At 65.4% G+C, this 19,791-nt stretch carries 14 protein-coding genes; 8 read left to right on the forward strand and 6 right to left on the reverse strand.

All coding sequences use genetic code 11. The features are described 5' to 3' along the window. Positions 1-23: 23 nt before the first annotated feature. Both IAE38_RS08685 and IAE38_RS08690 read right to left on the reverse strand, forming a co-directional pair. On the reverse strand, positions 24-1,250 hold the full coding sequence (locus tag IAE38_RS08685; protein ID WP_201162690.1) for an MFS transporter: 1,227 nt from the start codon (positions 1,248-1,250) through the stop codon (positions 24-26). Positions 1,251-1,421: 171 nt separating this feature from the next. Next, the gene (locus tag IAE38_RS08690) at positions 1,422-2,723 is read right to left on the reverse strand and encodes a T6SS phospholipase effector Tle1-like catalytic domain-containing protein (RefSeq protein WP_201217076.1); all 1,302 of its coding nucleotides are present in this window, start codon (positions 2,721-2,723) and stop codon (positions 1,422-1,424) included. 228 nt (positions 2,724-2,951) lie between these two features. Between IAE38_RS08690 and IAE38_RS08695 the strand changes: the two genes are divergently transcribed. From IAE38_RS08695 to IAE38_RS08730, 8 genes are all read left to right on the forward strand, one after another. Further along, positions 2,952-3,911, forward strand: a complete 960-nt coding sequence (locus IAE38_RS08695; protein WP_003247242.1) for an AAA family ATPase — start codon at positions 2,952-2,954, stop codon at positions 3,909-3,911. 3 nt (positions 3,912-3,914) lie between these two features. Continuing rightward, complete coding sequence (locus tag IAE38_RS08700; protein ID WP_201217079.1) at positions 3,915-4,859, forward strand: DUF58 domain-containing protein; 945 nt, start codon at positions 3,915-3,917, stop codon at positions 4,857-4,859. After that, the gene (locus IAE38_RS08705; protein WP_060482136.1) at positions 4,856-5,350 is read left to right on the forward strand and encodes a DUF4381 domain-containing protein; all 495 of its coding nucleotides are present in this window, start codon (positions 4,856-4,858) and stop codon (positions 5,348-5,350) included. The genes IAE38_RS08700 and IAE38_RS08705 overlap by 4 nt, the downstream gene beginning before the upstream one ends. Next, positions 5,343-6,419, forward strand: coding sequence for a vWA domain-containing protein (locus IAE38_RS08710; protein ID WP_060482135.1), 1,077 nt, complete (start codon positions 5,343-5,345; stop codon positions 6,417-6,419). Before IAE38_RS08705 ends, IAE38_RS08710 begins: the two co-directional genes overlap by 8 nt. Further along, entirely contained in the window at positions 6,416-8,137 is a 1,722-nt protein-coding gene (locus IAE38_RS08715) for a tetratricopeptide repeat protein (RefSeq protein ID WP_201217082.1), read from the forward strand. The genes IAE38_RS08710 and IAE38_RS08715 overlap by 4 nt, the downstream gene beginning before the upstream one ends. Then, positions 8,134-9,762 (forward strand): BatD family protein, encoded by a 1,629-nt coding sequence (locus tag IAE38_RS08720; RefSeq protein ID WP_028632397.1) that lies wholly within the window; start codon positions 8,134-8,136, stop codon positions 9,760-9,762. The genes IAE38_RS08715 and IAE38_RS08720 overlap by 4 nt, the downstream gene beginning before the upstream one ends. A gap of 123 nt (positions 9,763-9,885) precedes the next feature. Further along, positions 9,886-11,124: an exonuclease SbcCD subunit D C-terminal domain-containing protein gene (locus tag IAE38_RS08725; RefSeq protein ID WP_201217085.1), complete on the forward strand. Its 1,239-nt coding sequence runs from the start codon at positions 9,886-9,888 to the stop codon at positions 11,122-11,124. Beyond that, positions 11,121-14,765 carry an AAA family ATPase gene (locus IAE38_RS08730; RefSeq protein WP_201217088.1) on the forward strand — a complete coding sequence of 1,215 codons (3,645 nt, stop codon included), beginning with the start codon at positions 11,121-11,123 and terminating at the stop codon, positions 14,763-14,765. Before IAE38_RS08725 ends, IAE38_RS08730 begins: the two co-directional genes overlap by 4 nt. Positions 14,766-14,768: 3 nt before the next feature. On the opposite strand, the gene IAE38_RS08735 is transcribed toward IAE38_RS08730, so the two are convergent. From IAE38_RS08735 to IAE38_RS08750, 4 genes are all read right to left on the reverse strand, one after another. Further along, positions 14,769-15,899 (reverse strand): lactonase family protein, encoded by a 1,131-nt coding sequence (locus IAE38_RS08735; protein ID WP_201217091.1) that lies wholly within the window; start codon positions 15,897-15,899, stop codon positions 14,769-14,771. Next, positions 15,865-16,155 carry a DUF5629 family protein gene (locus IAE38_RS08740; RefSeq protein WP_201213717.1) on the reverse strand — a complete coding sequence of 97 codons (291 nt, stop codon included), beginning with the start codon at positions 16,153-16,155 and terminating at the stop codon, positions 15,865-15,867. Before IAE38_RS08740 ends, IAE38_RS08735 begins: the two co-directional genes overlap by 35 nt. A 115-nt stretch (positions 16,156-16,270) precedes the next feature. Beyond that, a complete protein-coding gene (locus IAE38_RS08745) occupies positions 16,271-18,646 on the reverse strand; it encodes an efflux RND transporter permease subunit (protein WP_201217103.1) in 2,376 nt (791 codons plus the stop codon). A gap of 20 nt (positions 18,647-18,666) precedes the next feature. Continuing rightward, the gene (locus IAE38_RS08750; protein WP_236403754.1) at positions 18,667-19,635 is read right to left on the reverse strand and encodes a WD40/YVTN/BNR-like repeat-containing protein; all 969 of its coding nucleotides are present in this window, start codon (positions 19,633-19,635) and stop codon (positions 18,667-18,669) included. Between the last annotated feature and the right edge of the window lie 156 nt (positions 19,636-19,791).

Below are 19,791 nucleotides of genomic sequence, written 5' to 3' on the forward strand. Positions count from 1 at the left end.
GTTGGATGGGGCTGCCACTTCGATCAGCCAGGCTGCCCAGCCAACTCATTGCTGACACCACGCCCCAATACCAGCACGGTCACAAAGCCACACCCTGCAAGGGCAGTGGCCATGCTCAGCAATACGCCGGTGCCCAGGTGGTCGACCACCTGGCCGCCAAAGAACGACCCCACCGCGATAATCACCTGGAACATGGCCACGAACAGCGGCATGCCCCGCTCCACATCCTTGGGCGCTACCACGAACATCCAGATGTTGGCGCACGCGGGGAACGCGCCGAAGGCGAAGCCCCACAGGGCAATCAGCATCGCCGCACCGCTCATGCCGGTGGCGAAGTGCGGGAACAACGCGGTGCTCAGCGCAATCAGCAGCGCTACCAGCAACAGGCTGTGGCGCACGCTTCGGTTAGCAGCGAACCCTGCAAAGATATTGCCCATGAAGCCGGCCACCCCGTAGAGCAGCAACAGTGAACCGATCGTGGGCCCGTCGAAACCCGCACTTTGCTTGAAGAACGGCGCGACGTAGGTGTAGGCGGCAAAGTGCGCCATGCCTATCAGCAGCACCGCAATAAGGCCGACACGCGCCTGCGGGTTGATGAACAGCGCGGGCAGGTCACGCACGCGGATGGCCTGCTCCGGCATCAGCCGTGGCAGCAGGAACACCTGGGCCAACAGCACCGGCACGCCGACCAGTGCAGTGACCAGAAAGGTCATGCGCCAGCCCATCAAGCCACTCAGCCAGGTACCTACCGGTACGCCCACCACCGTGGCCAGTGTGACACCGGCCATGATGATCGAGTTGGCCTTGGCCACGCCCATGCCGTCAGGTGCCAGGCGGCCGCTCAGCGCGATGGCGGTTGCCCAGAAGCCGCCGATGCTCACGCCCAGCAGCACGCGGCCAAGCAGCAACAGGTGGAAGTTGCCGGCGAAGGCCACTATCGCGTTAGCCAGGATCATCACCAGCGTCAGGCCGATCAGCAGGTAACGACGGTCCAGCCCGCCGACCCCTACGGAAATGGCCGGTGCCGCCAGGGCTCCCATGATACCGGGCAAGGTCACCATCAGCCCGGCAAGGCCGGCACTGATGCCCAGGTCGTTGGCCACATCGTTGAGCACCCCCACCGGCAGGAATTCACTGGTCACCAGGGCGAATGCGCCGACGGCGACCGAAAGAATCGCCAACCACTGTTGGGTCAGGCTCTGTTGATTGTGCTCGGGCAGACCGCGAGGGGCCGGGCTGGCGCTTGGCATTGGGCAAAATTCCATTACAGGGCGCCTGGAACAGGCGCAAGGCGGGTGACATCAGGGGGGTGATTGTAAAGGGCTCGGCGGCAGAGCCGGAGGCACGCCAGTCGATAGTATTCATCAACGTGATCGATAGGTGGCGCCAACCCTGGCGCTCAGCCGCGCCCCAAACAGCCGCTAGACCGGGTTGGCAAGTATTACCCGGCCTGCCGCCGCGGGCCGGTTGATGAACAGCGCGTCGAGTGCACTGCTGCGTAGCCCTTTGAGGGCATTCCAGTGCGCCGATGTATGCACGTAGCGGGCTTGCAGCAGGCGGGCTTCGGCGGCGTCCAGCCCCAGCTGCTTCTGTTCGCCCAACGCGTAAGCATGCAGTTTGCGGCTTATGGCATGCAAGTCTGCAGGCACCTGGTGATGCGGGTCATTGCCCAGCGGCGCGAGGGGTACGCTGGCCCGCAGCGCCAATGCATGCATGATGCTCAGGTACACCCGCGACAGATGCCCCGCCACGTCTCGTGCCCGGCTCAGCGCCACATAGACCTGTTTCTGTTCCTCGCCCCGCGCGCCGCCGGGGATGGGGTGCTCCCAGGTCACCAGTTCCGGGGCCGGATCGCCCAGTTTGCCAGCCAAGCCACCCTGCAAGGCGGCCACTCTGGCGTAGGCACCCGTGTTCTCGACACGCGCGGCCAACGGCACACGCTGTGACTCGGGTTTGCACAGCAATACCTGCTCATGGATCGTGTCCGGGTAGCCCCCGCCGATGTTCGAATGCACGCCCGGCAACCGGATGTCGTGGCCACTGAGTACCAACGGGAAGTTGTGCCGCTGCTCATCGGCAGCCACCAACTGCACCACCTGCCGGGCAATGCCGGCACTCAGGCCCAGGCGCAGGCCACCCAGGCGTTCGTCAGCCGGGTCGAAACCGCCTTGTAGCGGTGCGATGATGGCCGCCACCGTGTCGAACAGGCCGACGAAATTCACATTCACAGCGCAGTTCAGCGGTACCGCACCGCGATCGTGCAGCAGGTTGGCCAGGTGCCGCGCCGCTGCGGCGCCACGGCTGAAACCAAACAGGTCGAACGCCACGCACTGCACACTGGCGTGCGGGTGCTGCTGCCGCCACTGCGCCAACGCCCGGGCGATGTCGGCCAAGGTATCCTCCACCCGCGCCTGCACCCCGCTACGGCCGCGGCCGGTCGCCGACGAATACGCATCGTCCGCCTCCCCGGCCTGGGTGCCGATACCGGCCACGTAACGTTTGAAGCACACTTGCAATGGCTCGCCCCGCAACGAATGCACCGGGTAGAGCGCATGCAACAGGGTCACATTGGTCAGGGCGCTCTCGTAGCTCGCGCCTTTCCCGCCCTTGGGTGGTGGCGCCAGCACGTTGTGCTGGTTGTTACCCGTACCGTCGAAAAACACGCCAAAGCGCAGCGTGACTGGGCTGGTTGATTCAAAGGTGGGGCTATCGGCTTTCATCATGGTCGCTCCTGCTCGCCTGAAAAGCACAAGCAAGCGCCGCCCCGCACCGCCCCGCTATCAGCCGATGCACCACCCTGGGCCGGACATTTCTGCAGTTGCCGGCGCACGGCCGCAGATAAATTTCCAAGCCGCCATTGGTCGCCGCCCCCCCGGATGGATTAAAGTATCAGCCCTTGCCAGGGCTGCTGCTATCAGCAGCCCGTGGCCCCCTACCAGGAACCGCCATCGATGGAACACCGTGAAGCGCTGATCGCGCTGCGCACCTTTCTCTCCACCCAGATCCTGGGCCAGGAAAAGCTGGTCGAGCGGCTGCTGATCGTCCTGCTCGCCGATGGCCACATGCTGGTAGAGGGCGCGCCGGGCCTGGCCAAGACCAAGGCCATCAAGGAACTGGCAGAGGGCATCGAAGCGCAGTTTCATCGCATCCAGTTCACCCCTGACCTGCTGCCGGCCGACATCACCGGTACGGAGATCTATCGCCCCGAAACCGGCAGCTTCGTGTTCCAGCAGGGGCCAATCTTCCACAACCTGGTGCTGGCCGACGAAATCAACCGGGCGCCGGCCAAGGTGCAGTCCGCCCTGCTCGAGGCCATGGCCGAACGCCAGGTCAGCGTGGGCCGCAGCACCTACGACTTGTCGCCGCTGTTCCTGGTGATGGCCACGCAGAACCCGATCGAGCAGGAAGGCACCTACCCGCTGCCCGAAGCCCAGCTCGACCGGTTTCTGATGCACGTCAAGATCGGCTTTCCCGACGCTGCTGTAGAGCGCCGTATTCTGGCGCAGGCCCGCGGCGAAGCCCTGGGCGGCGAAACCAAGCCCGAGCGCCGGGTCAGCCAGCAGGCCATTTTTGCCGCACGCAAGGAAATCCTGGGCCTGTACATGGCTGATGCGGTGGAGGAATACCTGGTGCAGCTGGTGATGGCCACCCGCACCCCGGCCAAGTTCGACACCGAGCTGGCCGACTGGATTGCCTACGGGGCCAGCCCGCGTGGCTCCATCTCCCTGGACCGCTGCGCCCGTGCCCACGCCTGGCTGGCCGGGCGTGACTTTGTCAGCCCCGAGGACATCCAGGCGGTGCTGTTCGATGTGCTGCGCCACCGCATCATCCTCTCGTTCGAGGCCGAGGCAGCGGGGATCGACCAGGACCGGGTGGTCCAGCGCATCCTCGACGTCGTCGCCGTCGCCTGACCCATGCCGCCCTCCCAGCTGGCCGAACCCGGCATCCGCATCGGCCTTGCCGAGCTGATCGACATGCGCCACCGTGTGCGCGAGATCCAGCTGTTCTCCAAGCCAGGCCAACGCAGCCCGCTGGTGGGCCTGCACCACTCCAAGCTGCGTGGGCGCGGCGTGGACTTCGACCAGGTGCGGGTCTACCAGGCTGGCGACGACGTGCGCAACATCGACTGGCGGGTTACCGCACGTACCCAGGAACCGCATACCAAACTGTTCCATGAGGAGCGCGAGCGGCCCATCTTCATTCTGGTCGAGCAAAGCCAACGGTTGTTCTTTGGCTCGGGGCTGATGTTCAAGTCGGTGCTGGCGGCTCAGGCGGCGGCACTGTTCGGCTGGGCGGCGCTGGGCCACAACGACCGGATCGGCGGCCTGGTGTTCGGCGACAACGACCCGCACGAAATCAAGCCCAGGCGCAGCAAGCAGAGCCTGCTGCAACTGCTCAACCGGCTGGCCAAGGTCAACCAGTCGCTGCACACCGAAGGCGTTGCCCAGCCCGACAGCATGGGCCTGGCCCTGCGCCGTGCGCGCGAGGTGCTGCGCCCCGGCAGCCTGGCCATCGTGATCTGTGACGAGCGCTCGCTGACCCCTCAGTGCGAGCAGCACCTGGCCATGCTGTCGCGGCATTGCGACCTGCTGCTGATGCCGGTGTCAGACCCGCTCGACCATGCCCTGCCGGCCGCTGGCCTGCTGCGCTTTGCCCAGCGTGGCGCGCAACTGGAGCTCGACACCCTGGACGATGGCCTGCGCCTGGCCTACCGACAGCAGGCAGAGGCCCGTGTCGAACGCTGGGAGCTGATGGCGCAGAAGCTGCGGGTGCTGCTGATGCCGCTGAGCACCCAGAGCGAGATGATCGAACAACTGCGTGAATACCTGAGCGCCCAGCGCGGGGGGAGCAACCCGTGAACCCCCTGGACCAGTTGCAGCCACTGATCGCACCGGCCGCTGTAAGCCTGTGGCCACCGGCACCGGGCTGGTGGGTGTTGCTGGCGTTGCTGCCACTGACAGGCTGGGGCCTGTGGCGGGTGCGCCACTGGCGGCCGCGCAAGCGCCGCGTGGTGCGTGCCGAGCAACCCTTGGACCCGGCCCGTGTTGCCGCCCTCGACGAGCTGGCCCGCCTGGCGCGCCCCTACGACAACGCCCCGGCCGGTGCCTGGCTGCAGCAGCTCAATGCATTGCTCAAGCGCTTGTGCCGCAGCCACTACCCCTTCGCCAACAGTCATACGCTCAATGGCCGGCAATGGCTGGCGTTTCTCGACAACCGCTGCCCAGCGGCTGGCCTGACGCGCTGGATGGTGCTGGTAGAAGGCGCCTACAAGCCTGAGTGTCGGCTCGACGACAAGGCAATCGTCGGGCTCAGCCAGGCCGTCGAAACCTGGATCCGCAAACATGTTTGAGCTGGCCTGGCCGTGGGTCTTCGTGTTGTTGCCGCTGCCTTGGTTGGCGCGGTTGCTGCTGCCGGCTGCCGACAGCGGCGAGCCGGTGCTGAAGGTGGGCTTCCTGCGCGAGCTGGAAGGCCTGGCCGGGCGCCGGGCGCGGCTGAACCTGCCCACCTGGCGCCACCAGGCACCCTTCATCATCATCTGGTCGCTGTTGCTGCTGGCGGCCGCACGCCCACAATGGCTGGGCGAACCCGTGCCAGTGGCGGCCAGCGGTCGCGACTTGCTGGTAGCGGTGGACGTGTCGGGGTCGATGGACTTCCCCGACATGCAGTGGAAAAACGACGATATCAGCCGGCTGGACCTGGTGAAGGCACTGATGGGCGACTTCTTGCAGGACCGCCGGGGCGATCGGGTTGGCCTGATTTTGTTTGGCAGCCAGGCGTACCTGCAAGCCCCGCTTACCTTCGACCGTCGCACCGTACGCACCTTTCTTGACGAAGCGCAAATCGGCATCGCCGGCAAGAACACCGCGCTGGGCGACGCCATTGGCCTGGCGGTCAAGCGCCTGCGTCAGCGCCCCGCGCAAAGCCGGGTGCTGGTGCTGATCACCGACGGTGCCAACAACGGCGGGCAGATCCACCCGCTCACTGCTGCCCGGCTGGCAGCGCAGGAGGCCGTGCGTATTTACACCATCGGTATCGGTGCCAACCCGGACGCCACCGGCACGCCTGGCCTGCTCGGCCTCAACCCAAGCCTGGACTTGGATGAAGCCTCGCTGCGGGAAATCGCCGAGATTACCCACGGCGCGTATTTCCGCGCCCACGATGGCGCCGAGCTGAGCGCCATCGGCGATACCCTTGACCGCTTGGAACCGGTGGCCCAGCAGCCCACCCAGGCGCGTACGGCCAAGGCCTTGTATGCCTGGCCACTGGCGTTGGCGCTGCTACTGAGCGTGCTGCTGGTGGTGGCAGTGCAATGGCCCGACAACCTGTTGCAACGCCAGTTACGCAAGCCGCGCTTCCTGCAGCCGCACCCCGAATGGCGCCAGCGCCTCAAGCGCCTGCGCCTGAGGAAACCGCGATGATCGAACTCTGGCCGCAATGGTTGCGCCCCCTGTGGCTGTTGACCGTGCCTGTGCTGGCCTGGCTGCTGTTCAAGCTCTGGCACCGGCGCAAGCGCGCCGGGCGCTGGCAGATGATCCTGCCAGCGGCGTTCCATGGTGTGCTGCTGGGGGGCGGCAGTGGCAGCACCAGCAAGCTGCCATGGGTGGCCCTGGGCCTGGCCTGGACACTGGCGGTGCTGGCCCTGCTGGGCCCCAGCTGGCAACGCGTGGAAGAGAGCCGCCAGCGCCCCGCCGACCCGTTGGTGATTCTGCTGGAACTCACCCCGCAAATGCTCGCCGAGGACAGCCCGCCCAACCGCCTGGAGCAGGCTCGGCGCAAGGTGCTCGACCTGCTTGAGCACCGCCGCGACAGCCAGACTGCGCTGGTGGTCTATGCAGGTTCTGCGCACACCCTGGTGCCGCTGTCCGACGACCTGGCGACCACCCGCAACCTGCTTGAGGCCATCGACCCCTCGATCATGCCCAAGCCCGGCCAACGCGCTGACCTGGCCGTGCAGAAAGGCCTGGCATTACTGGCCCAGAGCGGCCTGGGCCAGGGGCGGCTGCTGTTGATCGGTTCGTCGCTCAGCGCGGCAGAGCGCCAAGGTATCAGCCAGGCGCTGGGCCGCCAGGGGCCAAGCCTGCTGATGCTGGGGATTGGCAGCCGCGACGGCGCGCCAGTGCGGCAGGCCAACGGTGAGTATCTCAAGGACGATCAGGGGGGCATTCTGCTGCCCCGGCTGGACAACGCCGCCCTCAAGGGTTTTATCAGCGGTACCGGCGGGCGCTACCGGCATGCCCGTATCGACGACCTCGACCTGCGCGGCCTGGGGCTGTTCGACAACCCGCGTACGGCGCGCAACGAAGGGCAGACGTTGCAGTTGGACAGCTGGGCCGACCAGGGTTACTGGTTGCTGATCCCCCTGCTGCTGCTGGCGGCCTGCGCCGGGCGGCGCGGCTGGTTGTTCTGCCTGCCGTTGTTGCTGGCCGTACCTCAGCCCAGCCACGCCTTCGAGTTCACCGACCTGTGGCTGCGGCCCGACCAGCAGGGCCAGCACCTGCTTGAACAAAACCGCCCGGCCAGCGCGGCACGCCACTTCCAGAACCCGCAATGGCGCGGCATGGCGCTGTACCAGGCCGGTGACTATGCAGGGGCCGCCGAGGCATTTTCCCAGGGGGATACAGCTGCCGACCACTACAACCGCGGCAACGCCTTGGCACGCAGCGGTGAACTGGAAGCCGCCCTGGATGCCTACGAACAGGCACTGGACCGCCAGCCAGACTTGCAGGCAGCGCTGGCTAACCAGGCGCTGGTCGAGCAAATGCTGCAACAGCGCCAGGGCAAGGCCGAAGAACAGCCCGCCAGCGGCGAGGCGCAAGGCACGCCCGGCCGGGAAACCGACGGCAACAGCAGCTCGGCCAGCAGCCAGGCCGCAGGCACACCCGGCAACGACCCACAGGCAGGCGCAGACAACAGCGGGGACAGCAGCGACAATAGCCAGGCCAGCCCGGGCAACCAGGCCGGCGACGATGACAGCGTCGTCCAGCCCCCACAGCGCCCGGCATCCAATGCACTGGACGCCGAGCAGCGTCAGGCGCTGGAACAATGGCTGCGGGAAATCCCGGACAACCCGGCGCAGCTGCTGCGGCGCAAATTCTGGTATGAACAGCAATTGCATCAGGAAACCCCAACACAATGAGTCGCTACGGCGTCTTTCTCCTCAGTCTGCTGTGGGCCGTGCTGGCCCATGCCGAACCCTCGCTGACCGCCAGCGTCGACCGCAGCCGCCTGGAGGCCGGTGAAAGCCTTGAGCTGACGCTGGAAAGCCAGGATGTGACCGAGTTCGGCAAACCGGACCTGCGTGCCCTTGAGGGCGACTTCGACGTGCGCAGCACCCGCCAGCTCAACAGCCTGCACAGCCTGGACGGTGAAACCCGGGCCAGCACCCGCTGGATCATCACCCTGCTGCCGCGGCGCAGCGGCAGCCTGCGCATCCCGGCCCTGCAGCTGGGCCAGTCGTACAGCCAACCCATCGACCTGCAGGTGCTGCAAGCCGATGCCAGCCGCCAGGACAACGCCCAGGTATTCATCGAGGCCACGCTCGACACCCCCGACGTGTACGTGCAGGCCCAAGCGGTGCTGACGCTGCGCATCTACCACTCCGTAGCCCTGTACGACGACAGCAGCCTCAGCCCGCTGCAACTGGACAACGCCAAGGTGGAACCGCTGGGTGAATCGCGCACCTACGAGAAGGAAATCAACGGCGTCAGGCACGGTGTGATCGAAACGCGTTACGCCGTGTACGCCCAGCAAAGCGGCACCCTGGCTATCCCGTCACTGACCTTCACCGCCACTGCAGCGGCCAGCAACGAAGAGGCGCAGCCAACCACCGGTGCGCGCCCTGGCCGCCAGGTGCAGGTCAGCTCGCTGCCTCTGCGCCTGAATGTGCGGGCCATCCCGCCCGGCTGGCCTGCCGACAAGCCCTGGCTGCCGGCGCGCGGCCTGAGCCTGGAAGAGCGCTGGAGCCCCGACCCCGGCAGCCAGCAGGTGCAGATTGGCGACTCGCTGACCCGCAACGTGACGCTGCGCGCCGAAGGGTTGTCCAGCACCCAACTGCCGCCCCTGCCGGCTACGGAAGCCCCTGGCCTGCGGCGCTACCCCGACCAGCCCCTGCTGCGCAACGAAGTCAGCGAGCGCGGTATGACGGCCACCCGGGAGGAGCGCGAAGCGTTGGTCCCCACCCACAGCGGCGCGCTGGCCCTGCCAGCGCTGGAAGTCACCTGGTGGAATACCCGCGAGGATCACCTGGAGCACAGCAGCCTGCCGGCACGGGCGATCACCGTGCTGGACAACCCGGCGCTTACCGCTGAAACGCCGGTTGGCGACAACCGCAGCGCCAGCAACCCGTCGTGGCCCTGGCAACTGGCAACGATGGTGTTCGCCCTCACCACCCTGCTGGGCTTCACCCTGTGGTGGCGCGCCCGGTCGCAGCCCGCCGTGCTGCGCACCGCGCAGGCAGGCCCCAGCCCGCGCACCTTGCTGGACGACCTCAAGCGCGCGTGCCTTGCCAACGACCCCCAGGCCACCCGCCAGGCCCTGGATGCATGGGCCCGCCAACAGCCAGAAACCCTGGCCGAGATGGCCGCGCGCTTCGTGCCCCTGTCAGACGCGCTGGATGGCCTGAATGGCGCGTTGTACAGCGAGAGCGGCCAGCATTGGCAGGGTGAAGACTTGTGGCGCGCAATCGGCACCATACCGCCAGCCGAACACGTGTTGTTGCCAACAACCGACACCGGCAGCCTCCCGCCCCTCTACCCCAAATAATGCCCCACGCTCTGCCATGGGGCACCTGGCATGGCAGTCGGTAGCTCGCGATGGGTTACCATACACCCCACTCTCAAAGCCAAGCCCCCAACGCTTGCTCGACTCGACACCAACAGGTCATCCATGCGTCTGTTTCACACCTCCGACTGGCACCTGGGCCAAAGCCTGCACGGCCAGGAACGCGACTTCGAACACGCCTGTTTCCTTGACTGGCTGCTCGGCCAACTCCAACTGCGTCAGCCCGACGCGCTGCTGATTGCCGGCGATATCTTCGACACCGTCAACCCGCCGGTCAAAGCCCAGGAGCGGCTGTACGACTTCATCGTCAACGCCCACGAGCAACAGCCCAAACTGGACATCGTGATGATCGCCGGCAACCACGATTCCGGCTCGCGCATCGAGCTGCCTGCGGCGCTGATGCGCCGCCTGCGTACCCACGCCCTGGGCCGCGTGCACTGGCTGGATGAAGGCCAGCTGGATGCCGAGCGGCTACTCATCCCGTTGACCAACAGCCGTGGCAAGGTCACGGCATGGTGCCTGGCCCTGCCCTTCCTGCGCCCGGCCGAAGTTACCGGCCTGCAGTTGGGCGACGATTACCTGCAGGGCATCACCCAGGTGCACCAGCAACTGATCGCCGCAGCCCAGGCCAAGCGCCGCAAGGATCAGGCGCTCATCGCCATCAGCCATGCGCACATGGCCGGCGGCGCGGTGTCGGAAGACTCCGAACGCAGCCTGATCATCGGCAATGCCGAAGCACTGCCAGCCAGGCTGTTCGACAAAGCGATCAGCTACGTGGCGCTGGGCCATCTGCACAAACCACAAAAGGTCAACCGCGAAGACCGCATCCGCTACAGCGGCTCGCCCATCCCTTTGTCGTTTGCCGAGGTCAACTACCCCCATCAGGTGCTGGAAGTGGAGCTGGACGGTGCCGCGCTGGTCAGTGTGGAGCCGCGCCCGGTGCCACGTGCCGTGGCCTTGCAACGCCTGGGCCCGGCGCCGCTGGGCGAAGTGCTGGCGCAGTTGGCCGACCTGCCGGTGATCGACCTGCTGGATGACCCCAACCGCAAGCCCTGGCTTGAAGTGCGCGTTGTGCTGGACGAGCCGCAACCCGACCTGCGCCAGCAGATAGAGGCCGCGCTTGAAGGCAAGGCTGTACGGCTGATCCGCATCGGCGTCGAATACGCCGGGCGCAACCAGGCCGATGACGACGAACAGGCCTTTGTCGAACTGGCCCAGATGACCCCGCACGACCTGTTTGGCCGCGCCTGGGAACAGGCCTACGGCCAGCCTGCCGACGAGCAGGCGCTGGCCGACTTCGCCCTGTTGCTGCAAGACGTGCTGCAGGAAGAGGAACAGCCATGAAAATTCTCGCCATTCGTTTGAAGAACCTCGCCTCGCTGGCAGGCCCCGTGGACATCGACTTCACGCGCGAACCTTTGGCCAGCGCCGGCCTGTTCGCCATCACCGGGCCAACCGGCGCCGGCAAGAGCACCCTGCTCGATGCCCTGTGCCTGGCGTTGTTCGGCACGGTGCCACGGCTGAACGACATTGGCCGCGAAGCCAAGGTGCCCGATACAGACGGTGAAATACCCACCTCCGACCCGCGCAACCTGCTGCGCCGGGGCACCGGCAGCGGCTTTGCAGAGGTGGACTTCGTCGGCATCGACGGGCGTCGCTACCGCGCCCGCTGGGAAGCCAACCGCGCCCGCGACAAGGCCAACGGCAAGTTGCAACTCAGCCGCCAGAGCTTCTACGACCTCGACAGCGAGCAGGTGCTGGCCAGCGCCAAGAATGAGTACAAGGCCTTGGTAGAGGCACGTCTGGGGTTGAATTTCGAGCAGTTCACCCGGGCAGTGATGCTGGCCCAAAGCGAATTCGGCGCCTTCCTCAAAGCCGACGACCGTGAGCGCAGCGAACTGCTGGAGAAGCTCACCAACACGGCTGTTTATACTCGCCTGGGCCAACGCGCATTCAGCAAGGCACGCGAAGCCGGCGATGCCCACAATGCGCTGAAGGAGCGTGCCAGCCACCTCCTGCCTCTGGCTGCCGAAGCACGGGCAGCGCTCGACCAACACCTGCAGCAGGCGCAGCAACAGCTCAAGGCCGATCAAGCTGCCGAGCGGCAACTGGAACAGCAACGCACCTGGCTGCATGAGCAACAGCAGTTGCAAACGCAGTTGACTGAAGCCAGTAGCGCATTGAAGGCCGCCGAGCAGCAATGGCAGCAACTGGCCGATGCCCGGCTGGACCTGCAGCGCCTGCAACACCTGGCCCCGCAACGCCATGCGTTCATCCGCCGGCAGGCCTTGAGCGCACAGGTGGCGTCGATGGCGTCGAAAATCGACCAGCAACAGCAGCAGGATGCGCAACTGCAGCGCGATGCCGCTGCACTCGAACAAACACTCGCCGCAGCAGCCAAGGCCCTGGTCGATAGCCAGGCCCATTACAGCGAAAGCACCCCGCGCTTGCGCCAGGCCTTTGCCGCCCAGGACACGCTGGCAAGGCTTGAACAAGAACTGGCAGCGCAGCATGCCGCCCAGTTGCAGGCGGACCAAGACGTCACCCAGGGCCAGGCGCAGGTTCAGCAACTGCAGGCCAACCAGCAGCGCAGCGAGCAGAACCTGGCGCAGATCGATACCGCGCTTTCCAGCAGCCAGCACCTGGCTGAGCTGGCGCAAGCCTGGCAAGCCTACCTGCCCCAGTTGAAGCAAGTGATGCTGGTGGGGGGCCGGCTGGCCAAGGGCCGCGAAGAGCTGCCGGGGCTGCAGGCCCAGGCCAGCCAGGCCACCGCCCAGTGGCAGGCCAAGCGTGATGCTTTCGAACTGCTGTTCCGCGAAGCCAATGCCGAACCCCACGCACTGGCCGAACAAGTGGACCTGTTGAGCGGCATGTTGCAGGACAACCGCAAGCAGCACCGCGCGGTCGAGGAGCTGTCACGCCTGCATGCCCGCGAGCACGAGCTGCGCCAGCAACTGGACACCACCCGCCAGCGCCAGCAGCAGGCCATGCAGCAGCGCCAGCAACTGATTGCCCAAGGCACCGCGGCCAAGGCTGAACTGGACGCCGCGCAACAGGCGCTTACCCTGACCCGCCAATTGCTGGAGCGCCAGCGCCTTGCCCGCAACACCAGCGTCGAGGAGCTGCGCAGCCAGTTGCACGAGGGCGAGCCGTGCCCCGTGTGTGGCAGCGCCGAGCACCCGTTCCACCAGCCCGACGCCTTGCTTCAGAGCCTGGACCTTAACGACCAGGCAGAGCAGCAAAGCGCGCAGCAGCAGGTCGATACCCTTGGCGCCCAACTGGTCGAGCTGCGCACCCAACTGGGCGTCATCAACGCCCAGCTCAAGGAGCTGCACCAGCAGCAACAGCAGCTGACCGAACACTTGCAGCCACTGCAGGCGCAGGTGCAGTCTCACAGCCTGTGGCACGCACTCGCCCCCCAGGACGATCAGGCCCGCAGCACCTGGCTCGACGGCCAACTGCGTCGCCTCACCGACGAGATTGACCGCGACGAAAAGCGCCAGCGTGCCCTGCTCGCCCTGCAAAAGGATGCAGCGCAGCTGACCCAGCAGCTACACGCCGCTCAAGAAGCCCAGCAGCAGGCACAGCGCCACCTGGCCGAGCAGCACCAGGCACTGGCCGCTGACCAGCAGCAGCTGGAGCAAGGGTTGAGCGACCTGGCCAGCGTGCTGCCTACCAGCACCGTGAAAGCCCTGCAGGAAGACCCCGCCAATGCCTTCCTCGCCCTCGACCAGCAGATTGCCCAGCGCCTGGAGCAGGTCGAACGGCGCAAGGACGAACAGCAGGACCTGCACACCCGTCAGGCCGAACTCGACAAGCTGAACGACCAGCAGCAAACGCGCATTGCGAGCCTGCAGCAGCAACAGCAGAAACTCGCCAGCCTGGATGCGCAGCGCCAGCAAGCCCAGGCATCGCTGAGTGAATTGCTAGCCTCCCACACCAGCGCTGAAGCCTGGCAGCAGCACATGGAAACCGCGGTGGAGCACGCCCGGGCGCTGGAGGCCGAAACCGCCCAGCGCCTGCAGGCCCTGCGCACCCAAGGCGTGCAGCTGGCCAGCGAACTCGGCGCCAACACCCAACAGCACCAGGCCCTCGAGGCGGAAACCCAGGCGTTGCAAACGCAGGTCGAGCAGTGGCGCGGTGCTCATCCCGAGTTGGACGACAGCGGGCTGGAACGGCTACTGGGGATGGACGATGGGCAAGTCGATGCCTTGCGCACCCGTTTGCAGGCCTCTGAGAAGGCCGTTGAGCAGGGCCGTGTGCTCCAGCAGGAACGCCAACAACGCCTGCAACTGCATGCTGCGCAGATGGCGGTGGACAGCTCTGCCGAGGCGCTTGAACAGGCCTTGGGCGACGTGCAACAGCGTTTGGCCAGCCACGAACAGCAGTGCGCCGAACTGCGCGGGCAACAGGCCGATGACCAACGCCGCCAAGAGGCCCACCAGGCGCTGGCCGGGCAGATCGAGCAGGCCCGCCAGCAGTGGCAACGCTGGGCCCGGCTCAGCAGCCTGATCGGCTCGGCGTCTGGCGACGTATTCCGCAAGATCGCCCAGGGCTACAACCTCGACCTGCTGCTGCACCATGCCAATGCCCAGTTACGTCAGTTGGCACGTCGCTACCGGCTCAAGCGTGGCGGCAGCGCGCTGGGCCTGCTGGTGCTGGATACCGAGATGGGTGATGAGCTGCGCTCGGTGCATTCGTTGTCAGGTGGGGAAACGTTCCTGGTGTCGCTGGCCCTGGCCCTGGGGCTGGCGTCGATGGCGTCCAGCACCTTGCGTATCGAATCGCTGTTCATCGACGAAGGCTTTGGCAGCCTCGACCCTGAGTCCCTGCAACTGGCCATGGATGCCCTCGATGGCCTGCAGGCCCAAGGCCGCAAGGTGGCGGTCATTTCCCATGTGCAGGAAATGCACGAGCGCATCCCGGTGCAGATCCAGGTTCGCCGCCAGGGCAATGGCCTCAGCGACGTAGAAGTGTGCGGCTAGCGGCTAGGGAATGAACTTCAGGTCCGAGGGCGCGGGCTGGTGCAGTGTCTGCACCGCCTCGCCCAGCTTGCCGCTGAGCGGGTCGCGGTGCAGCACTACGATCTCGTTGCTTTTCTGGTTGGCGACCAGCAGGAAATTGCCGCTGGGGTCCAGGGTGAATTCACGGGGGTGGTCACCCTCTACGGAGCGGCGCTGCACCAGCGCCAGCCGGCCATCCTCCTTGCCCACCGCAAACACCACAATCTGGTTCACCGTGCCGCGATTGCTGACGTACAGGAACCGACCGTCGGCTGACAGGTGCAAACCGCCAGCGGCCTTGGCTGCTGCCTCAGGCCGCTCGGTCAATGGCAGGCGCTGGCGTTCCACCAGCGCGCCTTTTTGCACATCGAACACCACCACCTCGGCGCTCATCTCCAGGGTCAGGTAAGCATGGCTCCCCTTGGCATCAAATACCAGATGACGGGGGCCACTGCCGGCGGGCAAGGCAACTGCCGGGGGAATGGCCGGGGACAAGGGGTGGCCCTGGCTGGCGCCGTCGTAGCGATAGATGAACACCTTGTCTGCGCCCAGGTCACTGGCATACACATGCTGGCCATCCGGTGATGGCACCATGGCATGCACATGGGCACCGGCCTGGCGTTCGGGGTTGACGCCACTAGGCACGTGCCGCTCCTGCTGCACCGCAGGCCCGAGCTTGCCGTGCTTGTCTACAGGGAGCACCACCAGGCTGCCGCCGGTTTCGGCGCTGACCGAGTAATTGCCCACGAACAGGTAGCGCTGGTCCTGGCTGAGGCTGGCGTGGGTGGGCTCGTCACCCAGGCTGGAAACCTGGTTGATGAAGGTGATGGCGCCGTCGCTGCCAACGGCAAAACTGCTCACATGGCCTTTGGGGGTTTCGTTGACCGCGAACAGTTGCCGGTTGTCTTCCGACAGCACCAGCCATGACGGGCTGACGCTCTCCACCACCTGCAGCGGCGCGGGGGTAATCCTGCCGGTGGTGGTATCGAATGCGTAGCGGTAGATGCCCTTGCTGGGGCTGTCGGTGTAGCTGCCCACCAGCAGCGTAGCCGCCTGGGCATTGAGCACCATGGGCATGAGGCTAGCGGTCAGCAGTGTCTTCCAGGTCCGGTTCATGGTCGTCTTCATCCGGTGCGCGAAATGCATCCAGGCAGGTAAGCCGATGCTCAGTTTCGGCAGCAGCGATGCACCAGTCGTTCCCTTCACGGGAGGCTGCGGCCACCTGATCGGCGGTGAACACCCAGCGACGGAGCTGGCGGCCATCCATGCATTCGATGGTCAGGCCGTTTTCATCGCAGGTGAAGTCGAAGGCATGCAGCCCATCGATGAGAATCATGTCACAAGAGGTCAAGGCGGTTGCGAGAGCAGACATGGGGGGCACCGGGGTAAAAGGTGGAATTATAGCCCTAATCAAGCACCGCGGATTGCGGCTTCAGGAGGCTGAGGCTCCTGAAGCCGCCGAGATAAAGCTCCATGGCAACAGCACGTCAGTGAGCGAAGATTGACCCCCCGGCCTTGCCTGCCATTTTTTCCGGTTTTATCAGGAACCGCGCCAGGGCGGGCAGTAGCCAAAGGGCGCCAAACATGTTCCACAGCAACATGAAGGTCAGCATCAGGCCCATGTCTGCCTGGAACTTGATGGCAGAGAAAATCCAGGTGCACACACCGATGGCCAGGCACAAACCGGTGAACAGCACCGCCTTGCCGGTGGAGCGCAGGGTCTGGTAGTACGCCTCCTGCAGCGGCAGGCCGGCCCGCAGGAAGCTCTCCAGGCGGCTGTAGATGTAGATGCCGTAGTCCACGCCAATACCTACACCCAGCGCCACCACCGGCAAGGTGGCGACTTTTACGCCGATGCCCATGTAGGCCATCAACGCATTGCCCAGCACCGAGGTGAGTACCAGCGGCAACACGATGCACAAGGTGGCGGCAAACGAACGGAACGTGATCAGGCACATGATGGCCACGCAGATGTACACCAGCACCAGGATGGTCAGCTCGGCCGACTTGATCACCTCATTGGTCGCGGCCTCGATGCCGGCATTGCCCGCCGCCAGCAGGAACTGCAGGCCCTCCTTGTCATGGCTTTCGGCAAACGCCTTGGCGGCCGCGGTGACCCGTTCCAGGGTTTCGGCCTTGTGATCGTTGAGGAACACCAGCACGGGCGCCAGCGAACAGTCGCCGTTGTACAACCCGTCGGCACGGGCGATGGAGTTGTTGAGCACATCCGGGTTGCGCGAGAGGGTTTCCCATTTCAGGCTGCCCTCGTTCATGCCCTTGATCACCTGCTTGGACACGGTCACCAGGGAGATGGCCGATTGCACACCCGGGGTGTTTTCCATCGTCCACATCAATTCGTCGATGGGCGCCAGGGTCGAGTGAACCGAGCAGTGCTCTGGCGGCGTCTTGACCATGACCACCAGCACGTCGGAACTGGTGGAATAGTTGCTGATGATGAAGTGGTTGTCCTGGTTGTAGCGCGAGTCTGGGCGCAGTTCTGGCGCGCCCTGGTCGAGGTCACCGATTTTCAGGTTCTGGCTGTACCACAGCCCGCCGCCGAAGGCCAACAGCGCCAGGCCCACGGACACCGGCGCCACCTTGGCGCTGGCGAAGTTCGACAACAGCCGCCAGAACGGGTGTTCACGGGTAGCGTCCCGTTTGCTGCGCTCGATGGCTTTCTTGCTGATACCCACGTAGGAGATGGCTACCGGCAGCAGGATCAGGTTGGTGAACACGATCACCGCCACCCCGATGGACGCGCCAATGGCCAGCTCGCGGATGACGCCGATATCGATGATCAGCAAGGTGATGAAGCCCACGGCATCGGCCAGAATGGCGATCATGCCGGGCAGGAACAGCTGCCGAAAGGTGCGCCGCGCCGCCGTCAGGGCGTTGTCGGCGTCGCTGGACTGCAGGGCGATGCCGTTGATTTTCTGCACCCCGTGAGAGATGCCGATGGCGAAGATCAGGAACGGCACTAGCATCGAATAAGGGTCCAGGCCAAAACCCAATGCATGCATCAGGCCGAGCTGCCAGACCACCGCCACCAAGGTAGTGACAAGCACGGCGATGGTGCTGCGGATGCACCAGGTGAACCAGTACAGCAGTACCCAGGTGATCGCCAACGCCACACCGAAGAACATGACCACCATCACCAACCCATCGATCAGGTCGCCGACTTTCTTGGCGAAACCGACGATGTGAATCTTCACATTGGGGTTCTGGGCCTGGAACTTGTCGCGGATCTTCTCTTCAAGCTGGTGCGAGAACTGCTGGTAGTCGAGCTTGACCTGGCGGCCCGGGTCCTGCGGGTCCGGGTAGCTTTCGAGCAAGGGCACGTCGATGATACTCGACCTGAAGTTGTTGCCCACTAGCCGCCCAACCTGCCCGGAGCGCAGCACGTTGTCGCGCAGTGTATCGAGGCTGGCTTGCGAACCGTCGTAGGTATTGGGGATCACTTCGCCACCGGAGAAGCCCTCTTCGGTGACCTCACTCCAGCGCACGCTGGGGCTCCACAAAGACTTGAGCCCGGCACGGTCGACACCCGGCAGGTAGAACACTTCGTCATGGATCTGCCGTAAGGTCTCCATGTAGGCCTTGTCAAAGATGTCACCCTCGACCGCCTCCACGGAAATCCGCACGGTGTTACCCAGGTTCGCCAGGTCGTTGCGGTGCTCCATCATCTGCTCGATGAATGGGTGCTGCAGCGGGATCATCTTTTCGAAACTGGTGGACGGGCGGATTTGCGTGGCCTGCCAGAACAGCAGGATGCTGACCAGCACGCACAGGGTAATGACCACGGGCCGGTTGTTGAAGATCAGGCGCTCGAGCAGTGTGGCCTTGTCCTGATGGTGCGGCTGCATGGGCAGGCTCTCCTTGCTGGTCATGGGCGCACCTCGCGGGCAGCACGGTCGGCGCCTTCGGCATTGGCCAGGTGCACACCACCCTGCCCTACCAGCAGCAGCCCGCCCTCCCCCGCAGCGCTGACGCCAGACAGGGCGATACGGTCGGCTCGGTTGTAGACCGTGAAGCGCTGGCCATCGTCGGTGCTGCGCAGCACGCTGCCGCCATTGCCCACCAGCACCACGGTGCCGTCATCCAGCAGTGTGGCGCTGGCCAGGCCGAACTGCAGCTCGCCACGGGCGGCTTTCAGTTCGATGGGCTGCCAGGTGTCGCCGAAGTCGGTGGAGCGGAACAGGTTGCCGCGCAGGCCGAACGCCAGCAGGGTACGGGGTTGCGCCGTACCGATGACGCCAAACAGCGACCCCTCGTAAGGGCCCTGCACCTTCGCCCAGCGCTGGCCGTTGTCTGCCGAGCGGTACATGCCGCCCTGCTCGCCGACAATGAACAGGCCGGCTTCGCGCACCTGGGTGATCGCGTTCAGGTGCAACTGATCGGGGTTGTCGAGGCGCTCAGCCACATCCTGCCAGTGCTGGCCGCCATCGGTGGTTTCGAGGAATGCACCGTAGGCACCCACCGCGAACCCGTGCTGAGCATCGGTAAAGGCGACATCCAGCAGCGGGGCTTCGCGGGCCAGGTCTTCGAACTGCTTGCTCCAGGTGGCGCCGCCATCGGTACTGGCAAGAATCTGCGCATCGTGGCCTACCGCCCAGCCCCGCTTGTCATCGAGAAAAAACACGGCTGTGAGCAATTGCCGGGTCGGCACGCGGGCCTGGGTCCAGGTGTTGCCCTGGTCGTCCGAGAACAGGATATGGCCCCGATCACCGACCACCACCAGGCGCTTGCCGGCGTGCGTGGCATCGATCAGCAGGCCCTGAGTGGCCTGGGCCGACTCGGTGGAATATTCCTCGGCGGGGGCGGCAGTGACGGCGCCTGCCCCCCACAGCATCATCAACAGCGCACCCGCAATCGGCTTCAAGCTCATCCCTGCCCCCGTAGTTGTTATTGTTGGGTGGATCTGTGCGTTGCAGGCGCCGTGCAGCGGTTCGGGCCATGGCCTGCAAGGGTTTGCGTGGATCGTAGGAGGGGGGTGGCGGGGATGCAACGG

It is taken from the genome of Pseudomonas sp. S32 (genome assembly GCF_016648095.1).
Classification (GTDB): Bacteria; Pseudomonadota; Gammaproteobacteria; order Pseudomonadales; family Pseudomonadaceae; genus Aquipseudomonas; species Aquipseudomonas parafulva.